At 58.2% G+C, this 20,808-nt stretch carries 23 protein-coding genes; 12 read left to right on the top strand and 11 right to left on the bottom strand.

What is annotated here, in order from left to right; genetic code table 11:
- Positions 1 to 32: 32 nt before the first annotated feature.
- Positions 33 to 671, top strand: coding sequence for a lysophospholipid acyltransferase family protein (locus BDE40_RS14435; RefSeq protein ID WP_134015657.1), 639 nt, complete (start codon positions 33 to 35; stop codon positions 669 to 671).
- Positions 671 to 1,630, top strand: coding sequence for a phosphatidate cytidylyltransferase (locus BDE40_RS14430; RefSeq protein ID WP_342775035.1), 960 nt, complete (start codon positions 671 to 673; stop codon positions 1,628 to 1,630). The genes BDE40_RS14435 and BDE40_RS14430 overlap by 1 nt, the downstream gene beginning before the upstream one ends.
- Here BDE40_RS14430 and BDE40_RS14425 read toward each other — a convergent pair.
- Positions 1,627 to 1,938: an ETC complex I subunit gene (locus BDE40_RS14425; RefSeq protein ID WP_121023539.1), complete on the bottom strand. Its 312-nt coding sequence runs from the start codon at positions 1,936 to 1,938 to the stop codon at positions 1,627 to 1,629. The two genes, BDE40_RS14430 and BDE40_RS14425, sit on opposite strands and share 4 nt — an antisense overlap.
- Positions 1,939 to 2,068: 130 nt before the next feature.
- Between BDE40_RS14425 and uvrB the strand changes: the two genes are divergently transcribed.
- From uvrB to BDE40_RS14410, 3 genes are all read left to right on the top strand, one after another.
- Entirely contained in the window at positions 2,069 to 4,276 is a 2,208-nt protein-coding gene (uvrB, locus tag BDE40_RS14420) for an excinuclease ABC subunit UvrB (protein WP_134015655.1), read from the top strand.
- 89 nt (positions 4,277 to 4,365) lie between these two features.
- Complete coding sequence (locus BDE40_RS14415; RefSeq protein WP_134015653.1) at positions 4,366 to 4,875, top strand: hypothetical protein; 510 nt, start codon at positions 4,366 to 4,368, stop codon at positions 4,873 to 4,875.
- A 128-nt stretch (positions 4,876 to 5,003) separates the two neighbouring features.
- Positions 5,004 to 5,342 (top strand): hypothetical protein, encoded by a 339-nt coding sequence (locus tag BDE40_RS14410; protein WP_134015651.1) that lies wholly within the window; start codon positions 5,004 to 5,006, stop codon positions 5,340 to 5,342.
- A gap of 20 nt (positions 5,343 to 5,362) precedes the next feature.
- Here the strand turns inward: BDE40_RS14410 and BDE40_RS14405 are convergent, their stop codons facing one another.
- Entirely contained in the window at positions 5,363 to 5,680 is a 318-nt protein-coding gene (locus tag BDE40_RS14405) for an antibiotic biosynthesis monooxygenase family protein (RefSeq protein WP_134015649.1), read from the bottom strand.
- A 97-nt stretch (positions 5,681 to 5,777) separates the two neighbouring features.
- Between BDE40_RS14405 and BDE40_RS14400 the strand changes: the two genes are divergently transcribed.
- Entirely contained in the window at positions 5,778 to 6,107 is a 330-nt protein-coding gene (locus tag BDE40_RS14400) for a hypothetical protein (protein WP_134015647.1), read from the top strand.
- A 32-nt stretch (positions 6,108 to 6,139) separates the two neighbouring features.
- Here BDE40_RS14400 and BDE40_RS14395 read toward each other — a convergent pair whose 3' ends face one another.
- From BDE40_RS14395 to BDE40_RS14380, 4 genes are all read right to left on the bottom strand, one after another.
- A complete protein-coding gene (locus BDE40_RS14395) occupies positions 6,140 to 6,547 on the bottom strand; it encodes a universal stress protein (RefSeq protein ID WP_134015645.1) in 408 nt (135 codons plus the stop codon).
- 119 nt (positions 6,548 to 6,666) lie between these two features.
- On the bottom strand, positions 6,667 to 8,958 hold the full coding sequence (locus BDE40_RS14390) for a glycosyl hydrolase family 28-related protein (RefSeq protein ID WP_134015643.1): 2,292 nt from the start codon (positions 8,956 to 8,958) through the stop codon (positions 6,667 to 6,669).
- Between the two features lie 195 nt (positions 8,959 to 9,153).
- Positions 9,154 to 9,558: a DUF4864 domain-containing protein gene (locus BDE40_RS14385; protein WP_134015641.1), complete on the bottom strand. Its 405-nt coding sequence runs from the start codon at positions 9,556 to 9,558 to the stop codon at positions 9,154 to 9,156.
- A 61-nt stretch (positions 9,559 to 9,619) separates the two neighbouring features.
- Positions 9,620 to 11,197, bottom strand: a complete 1,578-nt coding sequence (locus tag BDE40_RS14380) for a lysine--tRNA ligase (protein ID WP_134015639.1) — start codon at positions 11,195 to 11,197, stop codon at positions 9,620 to 9,622.
- Positions 11,198 to 11,318: 121 nt separating this feature from the next.
- Here BDE40_RS14380 and BDE40_RS14375 point away from each other — a divergent pair, with 121 nt between their 5' ends.
- Positions 11,319 to 11,741, top strand: coding sequence for a tellurite resistance TerB family protein (locus tag BDE40_RS14375; RefSeq protein WP_134015637.1), 423 nt, complete (start codon positions 11,319 to 11,321; stop codon positions 11,739 to 11,741).
- Here BDE40_RS14375 and dacB read toward each other — a convergent pair.
- Complete coding sequence (gene dacB, locus BDE40_RS14370; RefSeq protein WP_342775034.1) at positions 11,738 to 13,207, bottom strand: D-alanyl-D-alanine carboxypeptidase/D-alanyl-D-alanine endopeptidase; 1,470 nt, start codon at positions 13,205 to 13,207, stop codon at positions 11,738 to 11,740. The two genes, BDE40_RS14375 and dacB, sit on opposite strands and share 4 nt — an antisense overlap.
- A gap of 82 nt (positions 13,208 to 13,289) precedes the next feature.
- On the opposite strand from dacB, the gene BDE40_RS14365 reads away from it, so the two are divergent.
- The gene (locus BDE40_RS14365) at positions 13,290 to 14,147 is read left to right on the top strand and encodes a DMT family transporter (RefSeq protein ID WP_073145484.1); all 858 of its coding nucleotides are present in this window, start codon (positions 13,290 to 13,292) and stop codon (positions 14,145 to 14,147) included.
- Here BDE40_RS14365 and BDE40_RS14360 read toward each other — a convergent pair.
- Both BDE40_RS14360 and mgrA read right to left on the bottom strand, forming a co-directional pair.
- Complete coding sequence (locus BDE40_RS14360) at positions 14,119 to 14,721, bottom strand: nicotinate-nucleotide adenylyltransferase (RefSeq protein ID WP_134015636.1); 603 nt, start codon at positions 14,719 to 14,721, stop codon at positions 14,119 to 14,121. The genes BDE40_RS14365 and BDE40_RS14360 overlap by 29 nt on opposite strands.
- Before the next feature lie 4 nt (positions 14,722 to 14,725).
- Complete coding sequence (gene mgrA, locus BDE40_RS14355; RefSeq protein WP_281275454.1) at positions 14,726 to 15,757, bottom strand: L-glyceraldehyde 3-phosphate reductase; 1,032 nt, start codon at positions 15,755 to 15,757, stop codon at positions 14,726 to 14,728.
- 155 nt (positions 15,758 to 15,912) lie between these two features.
- Between mgrA and ettA the strand changes: the two genes are divergently transcribed.
- Together ettA and BDE40_RS14345 are read left to right on the top strand one after the other, a co-directional pair.
- Positions 15,913 to 17,568, top strand: a complete 1,656-nt coding sequence (gene ettA / locus BDE40_RS14350) for an energy-dependent translational throttle protein EttA (RefSeq protein WP_134015632.1) — start codon at positions 15,913 to 15,915, stop codon at positions 17,566 to 17,568.
- Positions 17,569 to 17,666: 98 nt separating this feature from the next.
- Positions 17,667 to 18,806: an endo-1,4-beta-xylanase gene (locus BDE40_RS14345; RefSeq protein WP_162848097.1), complete on the top strand. Its 1,140-nt coding sequence runs from the start codon at positions 17,667 to 17,669 to the stop codon at positions 18,804 to 18,806.
- 65 nt (positions 18,807 to 18,871) lie between these two features.
- Here BDE40_RS14345 and BDE40_RS14340 read toward each other — a convergent pair whose 3' ends face one another.
- Together BDE40_RS14340 and BDE40_RS14335 are read right to left on the bottom strand one after the other, a co-directional pair.
- Positions 18,872 to 19,273 (bottom strand): BrnA antitoxin family protein, encoded by a 402-nt coding sequence (locus tag BDE40_RS14340; RefSeq protein ID WP_134015628.1) that lies wholly within the window; start codon positions 19,271 to 19,273, stop codon positions 18,872 to 18,874.
- Positions 19,274 to 19,512: 239 nt separating this feature from the next.
- Positions 19,513 to 19,698: a hypothetical protein gene (locus BDE40_RS14335; protein WP_134015626.1), complete on the bottom strand. Its 186-nt coding sequence runs from the start codon at positions 19,696 to 19,698 to the stop codon at positions 19,513 to 19,515.
- A 453-nt stretch (positions 19,699 to 20,151) separates the two neighbouring features.
- Between BDE40_RS14335 and BDE40_RS14330 the strand changes: the two genes are divergently transcribed.
- Together BDE40_RS14330 and BDE40_RS14325 are read left to right on the top strand one after the other, a co-directional pair.
- Positions 20,152 to 20,382, top strand: coding sequence for an HP1242/YdcH family protein (locus tag BDE40_RS14330; protein ID WP_134015624.1), 231 nt, complete (start codon positions 20,152 to 20,154; stop codon positions 20,380 to 20,382).
- Positions 20,383 to 20,547: 165 nt separating this feature from the next.
- On the top strand, positions 20,548 to 20,754 hold the full coding sequence (locus tag BDE40_RS14325) for a cold-shock protein (RefSeq protein ID WP_021101227.1): 207 nt from the start codon (positions 20,548 to 20,550) through the stop codon (positions 20,752 to 20,754).
- The last annotated feature ends 54 nt before the right edge of the window (positions 20,755 to 20,808 follow it).

Below are 20,808 nucleotides of genomic sequence, written 5' to 3'. Positions count from 1 at the left end.
CTTGGGTGGACCAAATAAAAAGAGACCCCCATATGCGCCGTTTCGCCGCCTCCATCGTTGGGCATTTTCTGATCGTCTTCGCGCAGTTCATCACCGCCGCGCGTGCTGACTGGCGCGGGATCGAGCCCGTACGTCGTCAACGCATCTACTACGCCAACCACTCCTCCAATGCGGACCTTCCCCTGATCTGGACAGTCCTGCCCGCGGCCCTGCGCCGCGATACCCGCGCCGTGGCCGCGGCCGACTACTGGCTGAAAAACAAGCTGCGCGCCTTCATCGGGCGCGACGTGTTCCAAGGCATCCTGATCGACCGCCGTGCCGAGCACCGCACCGAGGATCCAATCGCAAAGATCGTCGAAGCCTTGGACGAGGGCGCGTCGATCATCATCTTCCCCGAAGGTGGCCGCAACCGAACTGAAGACCCGCTAATGCCGTTCAAGGCCGGCCTCTACAACATCGCCCGCCAACGCCCCGAGATTGATCTGGTCCCCTGCTGGATCGACAACATTTCCCACATCATGCCATCGGGCGAGGTGATCCCCGTCCCTCTTGCCTGCACCGTCACCTTTGGTGCCCCCGTTCATGTGCGCGAAGAAGAGGCCAAGAACGCCTTCCTCAAACGCGCCTCCGACGCCCTGCGTGACCTGATTCCGGCACGAGGGCACGCGTGATGGAAATGACCCAAACCAATTCTGACCTCTTGCTCCTGCTGGCCGCCTGCTGTGGTCTCCTCGTGATCGCGACGTTGATCGGCGAAGTGCTGCGCGCACGCCTGCACAAGACGCATGCCAACCTTACTGTGGAAACCTATCTGACACGGGTCCACAGCTGGTGGGGCATGGTGTTTTTGTTCTCCATCGCGCTGCTGCTGGGGCCCGTCGGGATCATCGTCCTGTTCGCCTTCTGCTCGCTCGCCGCCTTGCGCGAATTCCTGACGCTGACCACCAAGACGAACGCGGATCACTGGTCCCTTATCGCCAGCTTCTACGTCATTCTGCCGCTTCAATACGTGCTGATCTGGTGGGGGGAGGTCGGGTTGTTTTCCACCCTGATCCCCGTTTATGCGTTTTTATTGTTGCCAATCCTCAGCGTTTTGCGAGGCGGCAAAGGGGCAAACAAGAACTTCCTCGCCCGCATTTCGGAAACCCAATGGGGCCTGATGATCTGCGTGTTCTGCGCCAGTTATATCCCCGCGCTGGTGACGCTCGATATTCCCGGTTACGGCAGTCGAACACCGCTTCTGATCGCCTATTTGGTCTTCGTGATCCAAATAGGCGATCTGATGGAATATTTCGCGGGTCGCCGGATCGGGAAGACAAAGGTTGCACCCGCCGTATCTCCCAAAACCCGCGAAGGAATACTCTGCGGGGCCGCGCTGGCAGCGGGCTTAGGCTTTCTTCTGACATGGATGACGCCGTTCTCGCCGCTCGCCTCAATGGCGATGGCATTGATGGCCTATTTGATCGGCGTCGGCGGCTCGCTGGTTCTGGCGGCAATCAAGTCAGATCGCGGCATCAAGAACTGGGGCCACCTGATCCCCGGCCAAGGCGGCTTCGTCGATCAGCTCGACTCGGTGGTCTTTGCCGCGCCAGTGTTTTTTCACATTACGCGGTATTACTACGGAGGTTAGTGCGTCCAAACCCCACGACGGTTCGTCGCGAAATTCTCGCCGTATCCGCCCGGGCGGATCACCGGTTTGCGTTTCTTGGGGTCAGTGACGACCGCGACGATGCCCTTGTCTTTGGCATAATCCAGCGCGGCTTCCTTGCTGTCGAAAGTCAGCTTCACCTGCGCTTGCGTGTCAGCCGACGACGTCCAGCCCATCAACGGGTCCACTTCACGGGCCGTTTCGTTCACAAACTCCAAAACCCAATTCTTGGTCTTGGCCGTGCCTGATTGCATGGCGGTTCTGGTTGGCTGGTAGATGCGTGCGCGCATGGGATCGTCTCCAAAAACTCTGTGTATATATCGCGCTCCTGACACCCCATGGCAAGAGCACAAAACAGCACGGGTTGAAGCTGCTGCCAAAAGCCTCATCTTAGGAGCAACCTCCGAGGAATCGCGCGACATGCACAACAACTCCCCCGAACAGATGCCGGATCAACTTCCGATCCTGTCCAATCCGGCACCGGACGTGAAAACCCGTGGCAAGCTGGAAGGTGGCATCAAGTTCCGGCTGGAAACGGAATTCGAGCCCGCAGGCGACCAGCCGACGGCGATCCGTGAGCTGAAAGCGGGCATATTGAATGGCGACCGCGACCAAGTCCTCCTTGGGGCCACAGGTACCGGCAAAACCTTTACGATGGCTAAACTCATCGAGGAAACCAACCGCCCCGCGATCATCCTTGCCCCGAACAAGACCCTCGCGGCGCAACTCTATGGCGAGTTCAAAGGCTTCTTCCCCGACAATGCCGTGGAATATTTCGTCAGCTACTACGACTACTACCAGCCCGAGGCCTATGTCGCCCGCTCGGATACCTTCATCGAGAAGGAATCCCAGATCAACGAGCAGATCGACCGGATGCGCCACTCCGCCACCCGCGCGCTTTTGGAGCGTGACGATGTGATCATCGTCGCCTCGGTCTCGTGCATCTACGGCATCGGCTCGGTGGAGACCTATGGTGCGATGACCCAAGACCTGCATGTGGGCCAGGAATACGACCAGCGCAAGGTCATGGCCGACCTCATTGCACAGGCCTACAAGCGCAACGACCAAGCCTTCCAGCGCGGCACATTCCGCGTGCGCGGCGACTCGTTGGAAATCTGGCCCGCCCACCTCGATGATCGCGCATGGCGGCTGTCCTTCTTCGGCGAGGAGCTGGAAACCATTGCCGAATTTGATCCGCTCACCGGCACCAAAACCGACACTTTCGACCGCGTCCGCATCTATGCGAACTCTCACTACGTCACGCCTCGCCCGACCATGCAGCAGGCCATCAAAGGCATCAAAAAGGAGTTGGCGCTGCGGCTGCCGCAGCTGACGGGCGAGGGCAAACTGCTCGAAGCCCAACGCCTTGAACAACGCGTCAATTTCGACCTCGAAATGCTGGAAGCTACAGGTGTGTGCAACGGCATCGAAAACTACTCCCGCTACCTCACAGGCCGCGCACCGGGGGAGCCGCCCCCCACCCTGTTCGAGTTCATCCCTGACAACGCCATCGTTTTCGCGGACGAGTCCCACGTCTCCGTCCCGCAAATCGGTGGCATGTATAAAGGTGACTACCGCCGGAAATTCACGCTGGCCGAACACGGCTTCCGCCTGCCGTCTTGCATGGACAACCGACCGCTGAAATTCGAGGAATGGGACGCCATGCGCCCGCAATCCGTCTTCGTCTCCGCCACCCCCGCGGCGTGGGAAATCGAGCAATCCGGTGGCGTTTTCGTTGAACAAGTGATCCGCCCCACCGGCCTCTTGGACCCGATGATCGAAATCCGCCCCGTCGAGACGCAAGTCGACGACGTCATGGACGAAATCCGCAAAGTCACCGCCAAGGGCATGCGCACGCTGGTCACCACCCTGACCAAACGCATGGCCGAGGACCTAACCGAGTTCCTGCATGAAAACGGTATCAAGGTCCGCTACATGCACTCCGACATCGACACGATCGAGCGGATCGAAATCCTGCGCGACCTGCGCCTTGGTGCCTTCGACGTCCTCATCGGCATCAACCTGCTGCGCGAAGGGCTCGACATCCCCGAATGCGGCCTCGTCGCCATTCTGGACGCCGATAAGGAGGGCTTCCTACGCTCCGAGACCTCCCTCATCCAGACCATCGGCCGCGCCGCCCGCAATGCCGACGGCCGCGTCATCATGTATGCCGACCGCATCACTGGCAGCATGGAGCGCGCCATGGGCGAAACCGACCGCCGCCGCGCCAAGCAGATCGCTTATAACGAGGAACACGGCATCACCCCCGCCACGGTGAAAAAGAACGTCGAGGACATTCTCGCCGGTCTCTACAAAGGCGACGTCGACATGAACCGCGTCACCGCCACCATCGACGCGCCTTTGGCCGGAGCCAACTTGCAAGCCGTGCTGGACGGCCTGCGCACCGACATGCGCAAGGCCGCCGAGAACCTTGAGTTCGAAGAAGCGGCGCGTTTACGTGACGAGGTCAAGCGGCTGGAGACCGTCGATCTGGTGATCTCCGACGATCCTCTGGCGCGTCAATACGCGGTGGAGAAAGCCGTGGCCGACGGCCAGAAAATGAGCGGACGGTCTACGGCTGGCAGGCCGGGGCAACGGGGTGGTGTTAAGGGGCGGGGGAAGAGGTGAATTTCGCGCTCAGGTCGTTGACCGATCAAAGAATATGATTATTCTCAGGGTCGGAGGGTGTTGATTTGAAACCAATATTATTATGTTTCTTGTTTTTGGTTGCTGGATCCGGCTCTGCAATTGCCGAGCGGTATGAAAGCTCTAATCTGTTCGCCCACAAGGCTTGGAAGGTCAGCCTTACCTACGACACAGCAGACAACAAGTTCTGGTGTAATGCTGAAACCTACAACCGATCTGGCCAGACTTTGAGTATAACTGCTTATGACAGCGGCTTCGCGGCGGTGTTCTTTTTTGACAACCGTTGGCGTCTCCAAGAGAGAAAAATTAGCTTTATCGTCGATATAGACTATTCGCGGTGGACTGTTGATGGCAAAGCTCACCAGTCAGGTATTTCTGCGGGCTTGAACAACGGAAAAACTGCGGGAAAATTTGTAGGAGAGTTAGCTGCGGGTTCAGCTGTCGCATTATATAATAGCAACCTTGCTAGACTAGCGACATTTAGCTTGAGCGGCTCCAAAGCAGCTCTGCTCAAACTGGGTGAATGCTGGAATAATATCCAGAAACGTGATCCCTTCGGCGCTTCGACCGACCCGTTCTAGAAAGCTGATCGCTCAGAAAAGTGACTTAGGGTCCCCCTCACACATTCCTCACGCGCCGTAACCAGCCAAATCAGCTACACTCCCCACCATATCAACAAGTTCTTTTGTCAGCCCACGGGGGTGCCCCGATGCTCAATATTGCTCTTGGATACGGATTTTGCCTGCTCACCGCGTTGATCGTCATTACCGGTGACTACCTGCTGAAAGTCGCCGCGGATGGCGACATGGCCCTCAACTCGCGCCACGTCATCGCTGGCGGCCTGCTCTATGCCAGTTCGGCCATCATGTGGTACTTCGCCATGCGCTATATGACCTTGGCGCAGGCGGGTGTGGTGTTCTCCATGCTCACCCTCCTGGCGCTTTGCGCCATCGGCTACTACGCCTTCGGGGAGCGTTTTTACCTGCGCGAATACGCCGGAGTCGGCTGCGCCTTGGCAGCAATGGTCCTACTGGTGCGCGTCACCTGAGAAGGCACAGCGCCGCGCCGTCAAAACCCCTCGACCACCTCATACATCACCGGCTCGAAGCTCTTGCACAGCCCGCTAATCACGCGGTTGCGTTTGCGCATCTCGTCGGTCCTCAGCATCGCCTGAAAATCCTCGCGCCGCTTCCATTGCGAATAGTTGGCGATCCGCGTTTGGGCGTCGTTCACATGCAGCGCGGCAGAAATGAACCCCGGCTGGCTGGAGATAAACTCCGCATAGGCCGAGGTCAGCTCGTCCAGCAAATCCTGACACGTCCCCGGCGTCATCTCAAACGTGGTGATCACTGTTTGGCATTGTGTTTGTTTTGAAATTTTCGTCATTGAAGGACCCTCCTGTGGTTAACCCTAACATATCAAATTCCAGATTGGAGCGGTGCCTTTAACGAAACCGCAACCCGAATCCACCCAGCCTTGGCGTATGACAGACCCCACAACAGACCCGTTGGCCCTGCGCCATGGCCCGCTGATCACCCAAATCTGGGACCAGATTGCCGAGGCCCGCCGCACCGCCCGCGCCCATCCGACACAAGACCGCGCCGCCTTCTGGCTGCGCCGCATCCGCCATCTGCGACGGCAGGTTCTAACGGCCCATAAGCTGGAAATGACGCGCCACGATGCCTCCACACCCGCCATCGACGGCTGGTTCCATCCCGTGACCTCAACGCTGGACCGCGCGGAGGCCCATTTCGCGACATATCTCGCAACAACCGCGCTGGCCCAAAACCAAAAAACCGCCACAGCCAGATGACTGCGACGGTCAATTTGAGAACCCAACGCGCCCTAGCGCACCACATGCACCGCGCATTGCGCATACCGCACAACGCGGGCCGCCGTGCCGCCCAGAAAGTAATCCTGCACGCCGGGTTTGTGCGACGACACGATGATGCAATCATTGCCATGGGTGTCGGCCCATTCCAGAATGGTCCGCGCGGAATGCCCCGTGACCACCATGGCCTCGCCACCCGGTACCATAGCAGCGATCTCGTTCAGGCGCGCCTTCACCTCGTCGCGGCTTTTCTCGATAAAATCGCCGGATACATAACGGGTGGCATAGCTCGGCAGCTCTTCGATAACATGCAAGATGGTCACCCGTGCGTCATCTGCCGCAATGGCCTTGGCCACTTCAAGGGCCGCATCAGGGGTATGCTCAGGATCGAACACCACAGGAACTAGAATTCTGGAATACATGAGAAGCTCTCCTTTTGTTGTCCCGTTCCTACACTTAGATTAAGCCCGCGCGCCTTGATCCACGTCAAGCAAGACCAACAGGGCTTGGCCAGCCGGAACCCCGACTGGCCGCGCTTATCCTAGTACGGATTATCAACCCGTGCAGTGACGTTGATCCTTCCCCTCACCGCGCTTGGCCAGATAATGTCGACGGAACCGCCGCCAGCCCCTTCTTCGGGGTCGGTATAATGGGTCACAAACTGCTTCACATTATTGGCGTTGCGCAGCGCGCCCACCGGCGTCACATCCGTTACGTTACGCGCGCGCCCACCAAACGGCAGCCAGTCCGAGAAATCACAACGCCAGGTCTCGGCCGGACTGCTTTCGCTAAAGGACAGCATCACTGGGCTTTGCGTCCACTGGTTGATCGCGTGATAACTGTTGTCGGACCAATTGATGTTGCGGAACCGGCTGGTATCCAACGACGCCACGCTGTCATCCACCTTGTCCACCCGACCGATATTGCCATTCGTCACCTTGAAGGTATTGCCCGACACATTCAGCCCATTGATGAAATGCCCGCTTCCATATGGCTTGATAACGATGAAACGGAAGTAGGACGCAGCCCCGATTGCGGTGAAGATATTGCCGACAATCGACAACGCCCCAAAGCTCAGCTCGCTGGAAAAGTCCGGTAAAGCGTCATGCTCGTTGTTCCATTCAATGTAGTTGTTGTCGCTGTAATTCCCGTTAATCACAATCTTCGACGACGGCTTCGTCAGGATCAGCCCCGCCACGCGCGGGGCGCCGTTCAGATTGTCACCGTGGAACCAGTGATTGCCCAACAACATATGGCCGGACCCGTGAATGACCGCGAAGGCCCCCATCCGAATGCATCTGTTGTCGCGAATTTTGGCGTCATTCGCGTTGATGTTGAAGCCGATAGACGTGCGCGCCGTCGCCGCCAGCGATTGCTCGTTCGAGATGAACTGGCAGCGGTCGATCATCATGCCCTGACATGCCAAGCCAATAGACGTCACCGCGCGGTCCAACGGCTGGTTAAAGAAGCAGTCGCGCAGGTGCCAGATCAACCCCGCAGGTGGCAGCATCACGCAACTGGCCACGCCGTCCGCCTTCAGATCGACATCCGCGATGTTGAACTGCGACAGCTTCTGGAACCCGCTAAAGTCCAACATGTAGCGGAAACGCTTGAAGCTATAGGATTGCGTCCCCACCGCATCATAAAGCTGCTGGCTAAGGGTCAATGTCTGGGCGCCAACATTCTTGCTGGTAACATAGACCTCGCGCCCTACACCATTGCCGCTGACCAGACTGCCGATCTCGATATTGGCGACATTGGTCACGTTGCTCAGCCGGTAGGGTTGGGAGGTCGAATAGGTGCCGGTCGACGTCGCCGTACCCGTGGTCCACGCCGGATCGCTGATGGCGTCAAGCTGGCCATTGCGGATCACCCGCCGCGACGTGAATGACGACACATCAGGCACCGCCGCGCGCATATCCACCGGCCCCCGCAACCCGATGGAGCGTCCGCACAGGTCAAGACTGTCATGGCTCGATTGCTTCAAAAGCGCCTGAAACGCCTTGCGAAACGCCAGTTCTTCATCCCCGAAGGCCGCAGCATAATGGTCGAAGTCGAAATTCTGCGACAGCGCCAGATACTTGTCGGTCGGCATCGTCACCGTGCCTTGGAACCGGACGCGGTTGTCAAACGTCACATTGCCCGCCAAGTGGAAAACCCCGTCAGACACCAGCACCTCGCGCCCGTCGGCAGCCGCGTCAGCTGCCTCGAACGCGGCGGTGTTATCCGTGGTTCCGTCGCCCACAGCACCGAAGTCTTTAACATCGACCCAGTCCATCATGGTGCGCAGGAAGGCCCCCGTGACATCCTCGATCTGAACATCATCAATGCGAACGACACCGCCATTGGGGCCTGTCAGATCAATGCCGAAATGCCCGTAAAGCGCGTCACGCCCCCAGCTGAGGTCAACACCATTGCGCGCACCACCGCCAACAATCGCGGTGACTTCGACCACATTCCCGTAACTTGTCAGGGCCACGCTCGGCCCTTGCGCTTGCACACCACTGATCGCAGCACCGCCCACACCACCGGCGAAGGCACCCACCCGCACGGTGGGCAAATTTCCCGACACAGCCTTGATCCGCACTTTGATCTGCAAGTAGCAGCCCGGCAGCAGCGGTGTCTCACCCATGTAGCGCAGGCGCTGCGTGTTCTCGGTTTTCAAAACCTCAAGACAGCCACCGAAATCCTGATCCGCAGGGACAAAGGCCGCTGTGGCATAGCCGTCATATGTCGCGGTTCCCGGCGTCCCGTCACCGCGAGACCACACGTCCAGACCGTTTGCAAATGGGGGCGGCGTCAACACCAGCCCGTCAGTAATCGCCTTGTTCATCGGTAGCCCTTTTCAACTTGGTTGGAGCGGGCGTGTCGGACAATTAGGCGCGCAAGGCACAGGCCAAGCGCCCCTTTGGCAGGGGGTATTAGATTTGCTCTGAATAGGAAGTGTCGGACACGCCGTCCTGACGGGGGCGGTTTAACTCCGAACAGTTAAGGCAGGTTTAAATAGCACCGTGCGCAGGTCGGGCGATCACGCACCAACGGGGGGTGCAACAAGGTATTGCACGCCGTCGATCACCCAGCCCTGCGCGGTCTGCATCATGTTGTATTCCAGCACATGCGGCGCGCCGTTTTTGTCCACGAACAACACCTTTTGGAACAGCAATTCGCCTTGGCGGCGCAGCTCCAGAAACCTCACTTCGGACGGCGCCCACACCATCGGGTAGCCGTTTTGCACCATCGTGCCAAACCGCTCCGGCGTGCCAAACAAGCGCTTTAAATTTGGGGAGGCGTAGGAAAATGCTGTCGCGGTGTCTTCCGCCAAGAAGGCATCCACCTGACTTTGAATGGTGTTCTCGATGCCTGCCGAACGCTCTTCGGCCATCGCCGAACCCGCCACAAACACCGCCACTACTATCGCAAACAAAACCCGCATCGCATTCTCCTTATACCGATCAAGGTAGACGCGATGCGGGTTTAGTCAAATCACACGACTGTCAGCCAACCAGTTTGCCAGCCAACGCATCATCAATCAGCGCAATGGTTTCATCTACGCCATACAACGCGATGAACCCGCCAAATCGTGGCCCTTGGGACGCTCCAAGCAGCACTTCATAGAGCGCCTTGAACCAGTCGCGCAGCGGATCAAACCGCTCGCGACCGCACGCAAACACCACCGATTGCAGCGCCTCCGCGTCCAAGCCACCGTCCCATGCGGCCAACTGTCCACGCAGATCCAACAGCGCCTCGCGTTCCAGATCGTTGGGCAGGCGGAACACTTTGTTCGGCTTCACGAAATCGTTGTAATACCGCACGGCATAGCCCGCCGCCTGATCCAGATCGCCATGCGTCTCCGGCGTCGCATCCGGCGCATAACGCTGGATGAAGCCCCACAGCTGGCCCTTTTCTTCGGCATTCGCCACAGAGGCCAAGTTCAACAGCATCGAGAACGGCACGACCATTTTCGATTCCGGCACATCCGCGCCGTGAATGTGGAACACGGGATTATTGGCCCGCGCAACAGCATCCTGATCCACATAAGCCCGCAGCTGCTGGTGATACTCATCCATCGCCTTGGGGATCACGTCGAAATGCATCCGCTTCGCCGTCTTCGGCTTTGCGTACATGAAATAGGACAGCGATTCCGAGGACGCATATGTCAGCCACTCGTCAATAGAAACGCCATTGCCGGACGATTTGGAAATTTTGTGGCCATCGGCATCCAGAAACAGCTCATAGGTGAAATGCTCCGGCTTCCGCCCGCCCAGAATTTCGCAAATCCGGTCATAAATCGGCGTATTGGTCGAATGGTCCTTGCCGTACATTTCGAAATCCACGTCCAGCGCCGCCCAGCGCGCGCCAAAGTCCGGCTTCCATTGCAGCTTCACGTTGCCGCCCGTGACAGGCAGCGTCCATTCGCGGCCATCCTCGTCGTCAAAGGTGATCTCGCCCTTCTCGGCATCCACATTCTTCATCGGCACATACATGACGCGCCCAGTTTCAGGGTGGATTGGCAGGAAGATCGAATAGGTCCCCTGACGCTCTTCACGCAAGGATTTCAGCATCACTTTCATGATGTCGTCGTATTTTTCACAAGCCCGCAGCAGCACCTCGTCGAACTGGCCCGACGCGTAAAATTCAGTGGCCGAGATGAACTCGTACTCAAACCCGAACGTATCAAGGAACCGACGCAGCATCGCGTTGTTGTGGTGGCCAAAGCTCTCGAACTCGCCAAACGGGTCCGGCACTTTCGTCAGCGGCATCTGCAAATATTGCGTCAGTTGCTCGGGGTTCGGCACATTCCGCGGCACCTTGCGCATCCCGTCCACATCGTCCGAGAAACAGATCAACCGCGTCGGAATGTCCGAGATCACCTCGAACGCGCGCCGGATCATCGTCGTCCGCGCAACCTCGCCAAACGTGCCGATATGCGGCAGGCCGGACGGCCCGTAGCCCGTCTCGAACAGCACGTAGCCCTTTTCCGGTGCGCCCTTTTCGTACCGTTTGAGCAACGTCCGCGCCTCCACAAAGGGCCAGGCTTTCGAGGTCATTCCAGCGTCACGCATATCCGTCATCGGAGCACATCCAGTTTTATCGCACGGCACACCATATGCCGCAGCAGTGTCGCTACCTATTGTGTGCTATGGCTCAGGTCAATATTCTGCGCTGCAACAATACAATTGGCCGGAGGCCGCGATGACACTCGATACTGCAAACCTGACACCTCAAGACGCCCTCGTCGCCATTATGATATCGGTCTCCATGTCCGACCAGAACGTCCGCACGTCAGAACTGGTCGCCATCCAGCAAGCGGTGAACTATTTGCCCATTTTTGCCGGCTACGATGTCGATCGCATCAAGGAAATTTCGCAGATTACAACCGAGCTTTTTGAGGAAGAAGAAGGGCTCGATGCCCTGTTCGGCATGGTCCGCGCAGCATTGCCTGAACATCTATACGAAACCGCCTACGCCTTTGCATGCGACGTCGCAGCCGCCGACGGGGCCTTGTACCAACCCGAACTCCGTCTCTTGGAAGAAATCCGCTACGAGCTAAAAATCGACCGCCTCCATGCGGCGGCAATTGAGCGCGGGTCCCGAGCGCGGCACCTGAAAGGCTAGGTTCCGTGAAGCACCGCCCAGCGGTTAATCAACTGCGCCTGTAGCTTCTTCGCCCGTCCGTTCCATGACCGCGACCCGCGCGGCGCTTCCCGTTCAGACTTTTTCAACGCCCTGCGGCGCGGCACATCCGCCATGAAAATCGCGAAAGCCAGATCGCGACCATCAGGTGTGCGCACATATCCGGCCAGTGCACTGACAAAATTCAAAGTCCCCGTCTTCGCGACCACCTTGGTCGGGCTGTTTTGGACGACTTTGTTGTTCTCATCGCGCACCGCAATTGGCTTCAGAATGGACCGAAGTTCACCCTTGGCTCCAGCACCCACAAGCGCTTTGACCATTTCCTGAGCACTGATCTGCGACGCATCCCCAAGGCCGGAGTGGTCAACAAACTTTGCCTTCCTCACCCCGTGCTTGGTTTTCAACCAATCCGTCATCGCACGCGCAGACGCTCTCAGACTTCCCGCCCCGCTCGATTGCAACCCCAGCACTTCGGCGGTCAGGTTGGTTGAAAACCTCAACATGTCTTTGGCAATGACCCACACGTCCTGACTAAGATGCTCCACCAGCAAAGTCCCGCGTGGCGCGGTAGAGGCCCGAACAGGAAATGGCAGTTTTATCCCATGCGAGCGGGCAACCGTTTGCAGCACATCGCCCGCGTAAATCTCTGGACGGCGCACAGGCAGCCAGCGCCCGCCGCCTTTGCCCAGCGCCTTGCTGGCGACGCTCCAATTGTCGCGCCCGCCGCTGCCCGAGTATTTGAAAATCGGCAAACTCCGCGCCTCGACCGTCGTTTTCGCAAACCCGACACCGGGCCTGATTTTTTCGGACCGCGCGTCCATGGTGACGGCATACCCGCTCCCGTTCCGCTTCCATTCCAGATAGACGCGGTTGAAATTCAGGTTCAGCCCCGCCACGGCAGGGTTATACCCCACATGGTCCGGCTGGTCGGCGTCAATACGGTCGATCACGGACGCCCCGCCATACACCCGCAGCTTGCCTTTGACCGAGGTCACGCCCGCGGTCTTCAACCTGCCCGCCATTTTGAACAGATCGTCCGTGCTCAGCGTCGGGTCACCGCCGCCCCTCAGCACCAAATCTCCGGCCAATGCGCCTTTCTGCACCGGCCCGGTCGCGATCAGCTGCGTCTTGAATCGTTTGCCGCTGCCCAATCGGTCCAGCGCAAACAGGGTCGTGATTGCCTTCGCCACGCTGGCAGGTGGCTGTCCGGCAAGCGGGTTATGCGCTTCCAAAACCTGCCCTGTTCGCGCGTCGGCCACGACGAAACTGACCTTGCCGCCCAGTTTGGCGTCCGAGATCAGCGCATCGACGCCTTTGACCGCTCGCTTGACCGCGTCAGACGGCTTGCGCACCGGACGCAGCGAAACAGCCGGAGCACCCGCCAGTGCCGCGTCAGCCACACCGAACATCAAGAACCCCAAAACGGTACGTCGACCAAATCTTGCCACGGCAGCGCCCTCCTCGTCCTAAACTTAATCGCCTATGCGGATGATGGTGGCAAGCGCCGTTGCGCCCTGTTACGCAGCTGTGATGGAGCGTTCAATTCTTTTAGCAGTCACCATTATGTCGGTGGGCATGTTGCTGATCCCCTTGGGGGATACGGCTGGAAAATTGATGACCTCGTCTGGCATCGCGCCGTTCTTCGTGGCGTGGACGCGCTACCTGATCGGGCTAGCTGTGCTGCTCCCCTTTGCCATGCACAAAGACGCCGTTCGGCTGCTGTCAAACTGGCGTATCTGGTTGCGCAGCGCCATCCAGGTGGTCACGATCACAACCATCCTCACCGCCCTGCAAACCGAGCCGATTGCCAACGTCTTCGCCGCCTTCTTCCTTGGCCCGATGGTCAGCTACATCCTGTCCGTCACGCTCCTGAAAGAGCAGGCCAGCGCCATGCGGATCATCCTGCTGGCCATCGGTCTTGGTGGGGTGATGCTTGTGGTAAAGCCCGGCTTCGGCATGACGCCCGGCCTCGCATGGGCAGCGTTTTCGGGCTGTTGCTACGGCATGTTTCTGACCGCGTCCCGTTGGGTCTCCCCATTGGGCAAGCCCGTTCATTTGTTGATCACGCAGCTTTTCATCGGGGCGCTTTTGCTGACCCCGCTGGGCCTGCTAAACCTCCCGCCGATCACGCCAACGCTTTCGGGCCTCGTGGTGTGGTCCGCCATCGCGTCAATGCTGGGAAACCTGCTGCTGGTGTTCGCCTATGCCCGTGCTGGCGCATCGGTACTGGCGCCTTTTGTCTATGTCCAGCTAGTCGGTGCCACGGCCTATGGTTGGCTGGTGTTTGACAACTGGCCCGACGGCTTGTCCGCGCTTGGCCTCGTGGTAATCTTCGTGTCGGGCTTCGCCACGCTGTTCCTCAGGAAATCCAAGCCCCGGACGCTCTGATCGCGCTCGAAGACGCATCGCTTAGCGGCAGGTTGATGTAGCACCAACGCGGGGCCACCCCCCTCGCCAGAAGTTGCGACGCCATACCCGGCAACTGGTCATTTGCATACCGCTGGGCCGCGACGGATCGGCGGGCCGAAATCCGGTCCCCCGGTCGCGCCAACACGCCCACCGGCACGTTCTCCATGATCCAGTCCCAGTCCTGCCACCGGTGAAAGCTCGCCAAATTATCCGCCCCCATCAACCACACGAAATTCACCCTCGGGTATCGGTCCTGAAGGGCTTTGAGGGTCTGCGCGGTATATCGCGTCCCCAGTTTCGTCTCCAGATCGGTGACCTTCACTCTGGGGTGCTGCATCACCTTGCGCGCCCGCATCATCCGCGCATCCATCGGCGCAGGCCCGCGCTCTTTAAGCGGATTGCCCGGACTGACAAGCCACCAGACAAAATCCAGATCGAACCGCTTCAACGCTTCACGCGTGATATGCGCATGCCCCGTATGCGCAGGGTCAAACGATCCGCCCAGCAAGCCAACAGTTTGCCCCGCTTGCGCCACAGGCCAGCCTGCCCTCATGAGATCAGTCGGTTTCAGAGGATTTTGCCCAAAGGTTGATCTCCTCCTCCGAGGAAATGCGGTCAATCTCCGCCAACTCGTCGGCGGTGAACTCAAGATTGGCCACAGCCCCCGCACAATCCTCGATCTGGCTCGGCTTCGACGCGCCAATAAGCGCGGTCGTCACACGCCCCCCGCGCAGCACCCAAGCCAGCGCCATCTGCGCCAAGGTCTGCCCACGGGCCTCCGCCACATCATTCAGCGCACGCACGCTGGCCAAAGACCGCTCGTTAATCATGCCATCCAGCAGCGATTTGCCTTGCGTGGCGCGGCTTCCTTCAGGAATACCGCCCAGATATTTCTTCGTCAGAATTCCCTGCGCCAAAGGCGTAAACGCAATCGACCCAACGCCTAAATCTTCCAGCGTATCCAGCAACCCGTCATGCTCCACCCAACGGTTTAGCAAATTATACGACGGCTGGTGTATCAGCATCGGCGTGCCAAGGTCTTTCAGGATCGCCACGGCCTCACGGGTTCGCTGCGAGTTATACGACGAAATCCCCGCATACAAAGCGCGCCCCGACCGCACGATATAATCCAGCGCGCCCATGGTTTCCTCCAACGGGGTGTCAGGATCAAAGCGGTGCGAGTAGAAAATATCGACGTAGTCCAGCCCCAGTCGCTTCAACGACTGGTCACAGGACGCCACCAGATACTTCCGGCTGCCCCATTCGCCATATGGCCCCGGCCACATGTCGTAACCCGCCTTGCTGGAGACAATCAGCTCGTCCCGATGCCCTGCAAAATCGGTCCGCAAAATCTCCCCAAACGCGCTCTCCGCACTCCCCGGAGGCGGCCCATAGTTGTTCGCCAGATCAAAATGCGTGATCCCGTGATCAAACGCCGTCCGGCACAAACCACGCTTCACTTCATGCGGGGTATCCCCGCCAAAGTTGTGCCACAGCCCAAGGCTGATCGCGGGCAGTTTCACACCGGATTTCCCGCAGCGACGGTACACCATGCGGTCGTAACGGTCGTCGGCGGGGCGGTAGGTCACGGGGCGGGGCTTTGCGGGGCGGCTGGGTTTTGTCATGCCGCGCAATCTGCGCTGTATCCGACGCGCCGTCAAATCAAAGCGCTACGATTGCCCTTGGCCGCAAGCCCGACTAAACACGGCCCAAAGCAAACTCATTCTAGTCCGGAGCTCATCCCATGGCAGCCAATCAATTCGTCTATTTTATGGACGGCGTCTCAAAGCAGTATCCCGGCGGCAAGAAGGTGTTCGAGAACATCCGCCTGAACTTCCTGCCCGGCGTCAAAATCGGCGTCGTCGGCGTCAACGGTTCCGGTAAGTCGTCTCTGATGCGCATCATGGCGGGCACCGACAAGGACTTCACCGGCGAGGCTTGGGCCGCCGAGGGCGCGCATGTGGGCTACCTGCCCCAAGAGCCCGCGCTGGACGAAACCCTCGACGTGCGCGGCAACGTGATGCTGGGCGTGAAGGCCAAGAAGGACATCCTCGACCGCTATAACGAACTGGCGATGAACTACTCCGACGAGACCGCCGACGAGATGGCCAAGCTGCAAGACGAGATCGACGCCCAGAACCTGTGGGACCTAGACGCGCAAGTCGACGTGTCCATGGAAGCCCTGCGCTGCCCGCCTGATGATGCATCGGTCGACACACTGTCCGGCGGTGAGAAACGCCGCGTGGCCCTGTGCAAACTGCTGCTCGAAGCCCCCGACATGCTGCTCCTTGACGAGCCGACCAACCACCTTGACGCCGAAACCATCGCGTGGCTGCAAAAGCACCTGATAGACTACAAAGGCACCATCCTGATCGTCACCCACGACCGCTATTTCCTCGATAGCATCACCGGCTGGATTCTCGAGCTCGACCGCGGTCGCGGCATCCCCTACGAGGGCAATTATTCCAGCTGGCTGGAACAAAAAGCCAAACGGCTGGAGCGCGAGGCAAAGGACGACAAATCCAAGCAAAAGACGCTGGAGAAAGAACTCCAGTGGATTCGCGCCGGTGCCAAGGCCCGCCAAGCCAAATCCAAGGCCCGCATCAACTCCTATAACGAGATGGCCAACCAGTCAGAGCGTGAAAAGCTCGGCAAAGCCCAGATCATCATTCCCAACGGCCCCCGCCTTGGCAACAAGGTGATCGAGGTCGAAAACCTCACCAAGGCCTATGGCGACAAGCTGCTGGTCGAAGACCTCAGCTTCTCCCTGCCTGCGGGCGGGATCGTCGGTGTGATCGGCCCCAACGGGGCGGGTAAATCCACGCTATTTCGTATGCTCACAGGGCAGGAACAGCCCGATTCCGGCACTGTGACCTTTGGCGAGACCGTGCAGCTGTCCTACGTGGACCAGTCCCGCGACGCGCTGAAAGCCGACGCCAATGTCTGGGAAGAAATCTCCGACGGCGGGGAAATCATCCAACTGGGCGACGCCCAGATGAACTCCCGCGCCTACTGCTCCGCCTTCAACTTCAAGGGCGGCGACCAACAGAAAAAGGTGGGCCTGCTGTCTGGTGGTGAACGCAACCGAGTGCACATGGCGAAACTCCTGAAATCCGGCGGCAACGTGTTGCTGCTCGATGAACCTACGAACGATCTGGACGTGGAAACGTTAAGGGCGCTTGAAGATGCCATCGAAGATTTCGCCGGTTGCGCCGTGGTCATCTCCCACGACCGCTTCTTCCTCGACCGCCTCTGCACCCACATCCTAGCCTTTGAAGGCGAGGCCCATGTGGAATGGTTCGAGGGCAACTTCGAGGCCTACGAAGAAGACAAAATCCGCCGCTTGGGGCCGGATGCCGTCGAGCCGAAGCGGGTGAAGTATAAGAAGTTCACGAGGTAACCAAAACGCCAAGCATCATTGATCCCGAGTCACTTAGGCCCAAAAACGTTTCTATGCTATACTGCTAGGTGGCAATTGGGTTCGGGAGGCGGAGCACTGTGGAAGATGATATATGTCGCCGCGGATTCGCCTTGGGAAGTGCTGCCGCTCTGGGTTCTTTAGCTTACCCAGCGCATGCTCTAGCTGAAGGACGACTTAAAGATATTGCGGCGCAGAGCGGAATTGTGTTCGGGTCTGCGATCGACTATCCCGACTCCCACATTTTTTTGAATGCAGATGTCTCAAAAATATACCTTGAACAATGCGCGGTGTTCGCAACCGGATACCAGCTTCTTTGGTCACAAAACCAATTTTCACCCAACGTAGCATTCGACTTTGCGAAAGCAGATAAGGTGTTCGACTTCGCAACCGCCAATGGGGCTTCCGTTGGGGCACATCCGCTGATCTGGCACCAATTCGTCCCGAATTGGGTCCAACGCGAGGTCGGCAAGGAAGGCGGGCGCAAAATCATCGAGACACATGTCCAAACTCTGATTGATCGCTATCGCGGGAGGACAAATTACTGGGTCGTCGTCAATGAACCCTTTGACTGGAACAAGCGCCGTTCGGATGGCCTTATTCCCTGCGCATATGCCGACGCATTCGGTGAGGAATATATAGATATTAGTTTTGCTGCGGCTCAGGACATCGACCCAAATGCACTTCTGGTTCTGAACGAGGTTGGAATGGAGCACGATTATCCAGACGCCGCCCGCAAACGCCAGAAAGTGATCTCGACCATAAAGCGTCTTAAAAACAAAAACATACAGATTGATGCCATCGGAATTCAGGCGCATCTCCGCCCGAATTTCCCATTCAATCGATCCAAGTTCCGCTCCTTCATCCGAGACATCCAGCGACTTGGACTGGAAGTGATAATCACCGAAATGGATGTCGAAGATGGGTCGCTTCCGGGTAATATCGACCGGCGGGATGCCCGTGTTGGCAAGACTATGCGGGATTTTGTTAACACGGTCGTCGGCACACAAGCCTGCCGAATTGTAGTGACCTGGGGTTTGCTGAACCAACACAGCTGGCTGAACAAACCTGTAGCCAATATGGGCAAGTGGGATTTGCGGAATCGCAGAAGCGACAACTTACCCCATCGTCCCCTGCTATATGACGAAAGCTTGCAACCGACGGCAGCTTGGAACGCGATTGCAAAAGCTTTATCTGGCCATAATGTTCCTATCCGGTAATCCGCAAGCAGCTCAGTCCGCACAGCTGCGTTTCTGCGACTCTACCGTCTACTAGTCCCCCCCCTTCAAACCTCCCCCTCCCTCGGCCCCTGCTCGATATCGTCCGGCACCGGATCGTTATACTTGTCCATCGAGAGCTGGACATACGCATGGAAGTCTCTCTCCATTTTCAGGAACTCCGCGATCTTGGTCTGTGCGTAGGTCGCCAATATCCGGTTGATCCGCGCCTGATAGCCGTTGCCCCAAGCGCGGTAGAACTTCGCCACGCTGCGGTCGACGCGCAGGGTGATCTTCACCTTCGGCTCCTCCACATCGATGTCATGCTCCAGCCGGTGCCACGCCTGCGGGACCACCTCGCGGACCAGATCGGTCAGATCATCATCCAGCCGCGCCAGTTGCAGGTAGTGGTTCAACCGCTCCTTGGCGATACGCTGGGTCTTCGAGCGGGAGCTTGGCGGGTACGACATGGCGGGCTGTCCTTTGGCTGTGCAGGTGGCCCGACCTACCGCAGCAGCCGTTAAATCCGCACAAACCCAGCGCGCGCAGCTGCCCGACACAATGCCGACGCTTTGCCGACGGGATGCCGACCCTCCGGAAAACGCAAAAAACGCTCAGGCGGTCCTGAGCGTTTTCTGGGGGGAAGGGACCGACAAGTCGGCCCTTGGCGGAGCGCTTTACGTGTAGCGAGCGACGCTCCTATCGCGGCTTACGCAGCGATGAACAGGTTATGCATGGGGTTTTGCGTTCTGCGAGACGAAAACATGATCCTATCAGCTTCCCGATCTGCGCACGGGAAGAGTGTTACGCGGTCCGAACCCGACTTGCGAATGTGGAGGGCACGCAGAGCGACAAGGCGGTTGTGGCGGGCTTTTTCGATGAGTGATACGGACATGGCAGTCTCCTGAAATTTGTTTGGCGGTGAAGAACTGATTACGCAACAATAAGGCGAAACGCGGCCATTTCTCGCAAGTATGTTTCTCCTTACTGATTTGATTTGACACATAATTTCCACATTTTGCGCTTGTCGAGAACACATTTCCGCCCGGTTCTCGGGCAATTTCGGCCATTTAAGGCAAAGACGTGTCAGAAAGCGCAAAATTTGGAAGCAAAAAATTTCAACAAAAAATTTACCATTTGCGCATACCGTCAGATTTCCCACCCAGAATCGCCTCGAATCGACACATCACGACCCGGATTTTGACCGTCGAAACACAATCTCCATTCCGAAGATTTGCCGACTAAGACATCACATAGAGGAAATCGTTGGTGCCTTTGACCCACATCAATGCCCCGCTTTCGCTGCCACTCATACTCGCAACGAAGAAACTTGCTTAGGGAGCAGAACATGTCTCACACCCCACACGAACTCGCAGAAGAATTCCCCGACAAGATCGCGCAGATGCACGACCTCAAGGAATCCGACGCCCACTTCCGCAAGCTGTTCGACGAGTACCACGAGGTTAACCGCGCCGTGCACCGGGCCGAGACCAATGTGGAACCGACGGACGAAGCCCATGAGACGATCTTGCGCAAGCAACGCATGGCTCTGAAGGATCAGATCGCGGCAATGCTATAAACGGAAAGAGCTTTACTTGCAGGGCGAACTCTGCCAAATAGCGCCCTGCAACGTTTGCCTCTTTCGACCCACTGTCTTCCCTAATACGGCCGCCAGTCTATCGTCACAGACCAATCGAGCCGGGTTGCCGCATTCTGCGGGCAGCATAAATTAAGGAATAACACGATGGCTAATGGCACCGTGAAATGGTTTAACTCTACTAAAGGCTTCGGCTTCATCGCACCAGAAGGTGGCTCCAAGGACGTGTTCGTGCACATCTCCGCACTGGAACGCTCCGGTCTGTCCACTCTGGACGACAACCAAGCAGTTACTTTCGACGTTGAAGCAGGCCGTGACGGCCGCGAAAGCGCCGTGAACATCGCTCTGGCCTAAGCCACCGCGATAACGATTTGTAAGGGCGTGCGAGGGCAACCTCGCGCGCCCTTC

The sequence above is a fragment of the Litoreibacter halocynthiae genome (genome assembly GCF_004365635.1).
In the GTDB taxonomy this organism is placed as follows: Bacteria; Pseudomonadota; Alphaproteobacteria; order Rhodobacterales; family Rhodobacteraceae; genus Litoreibacter; species Litoreibacter halocynthiae.
The sequence above is the reverse complement of the archived record's forward strand: the minus strand, read 5'-3'. Positions and strand labels throughout refer to the sequence as shown.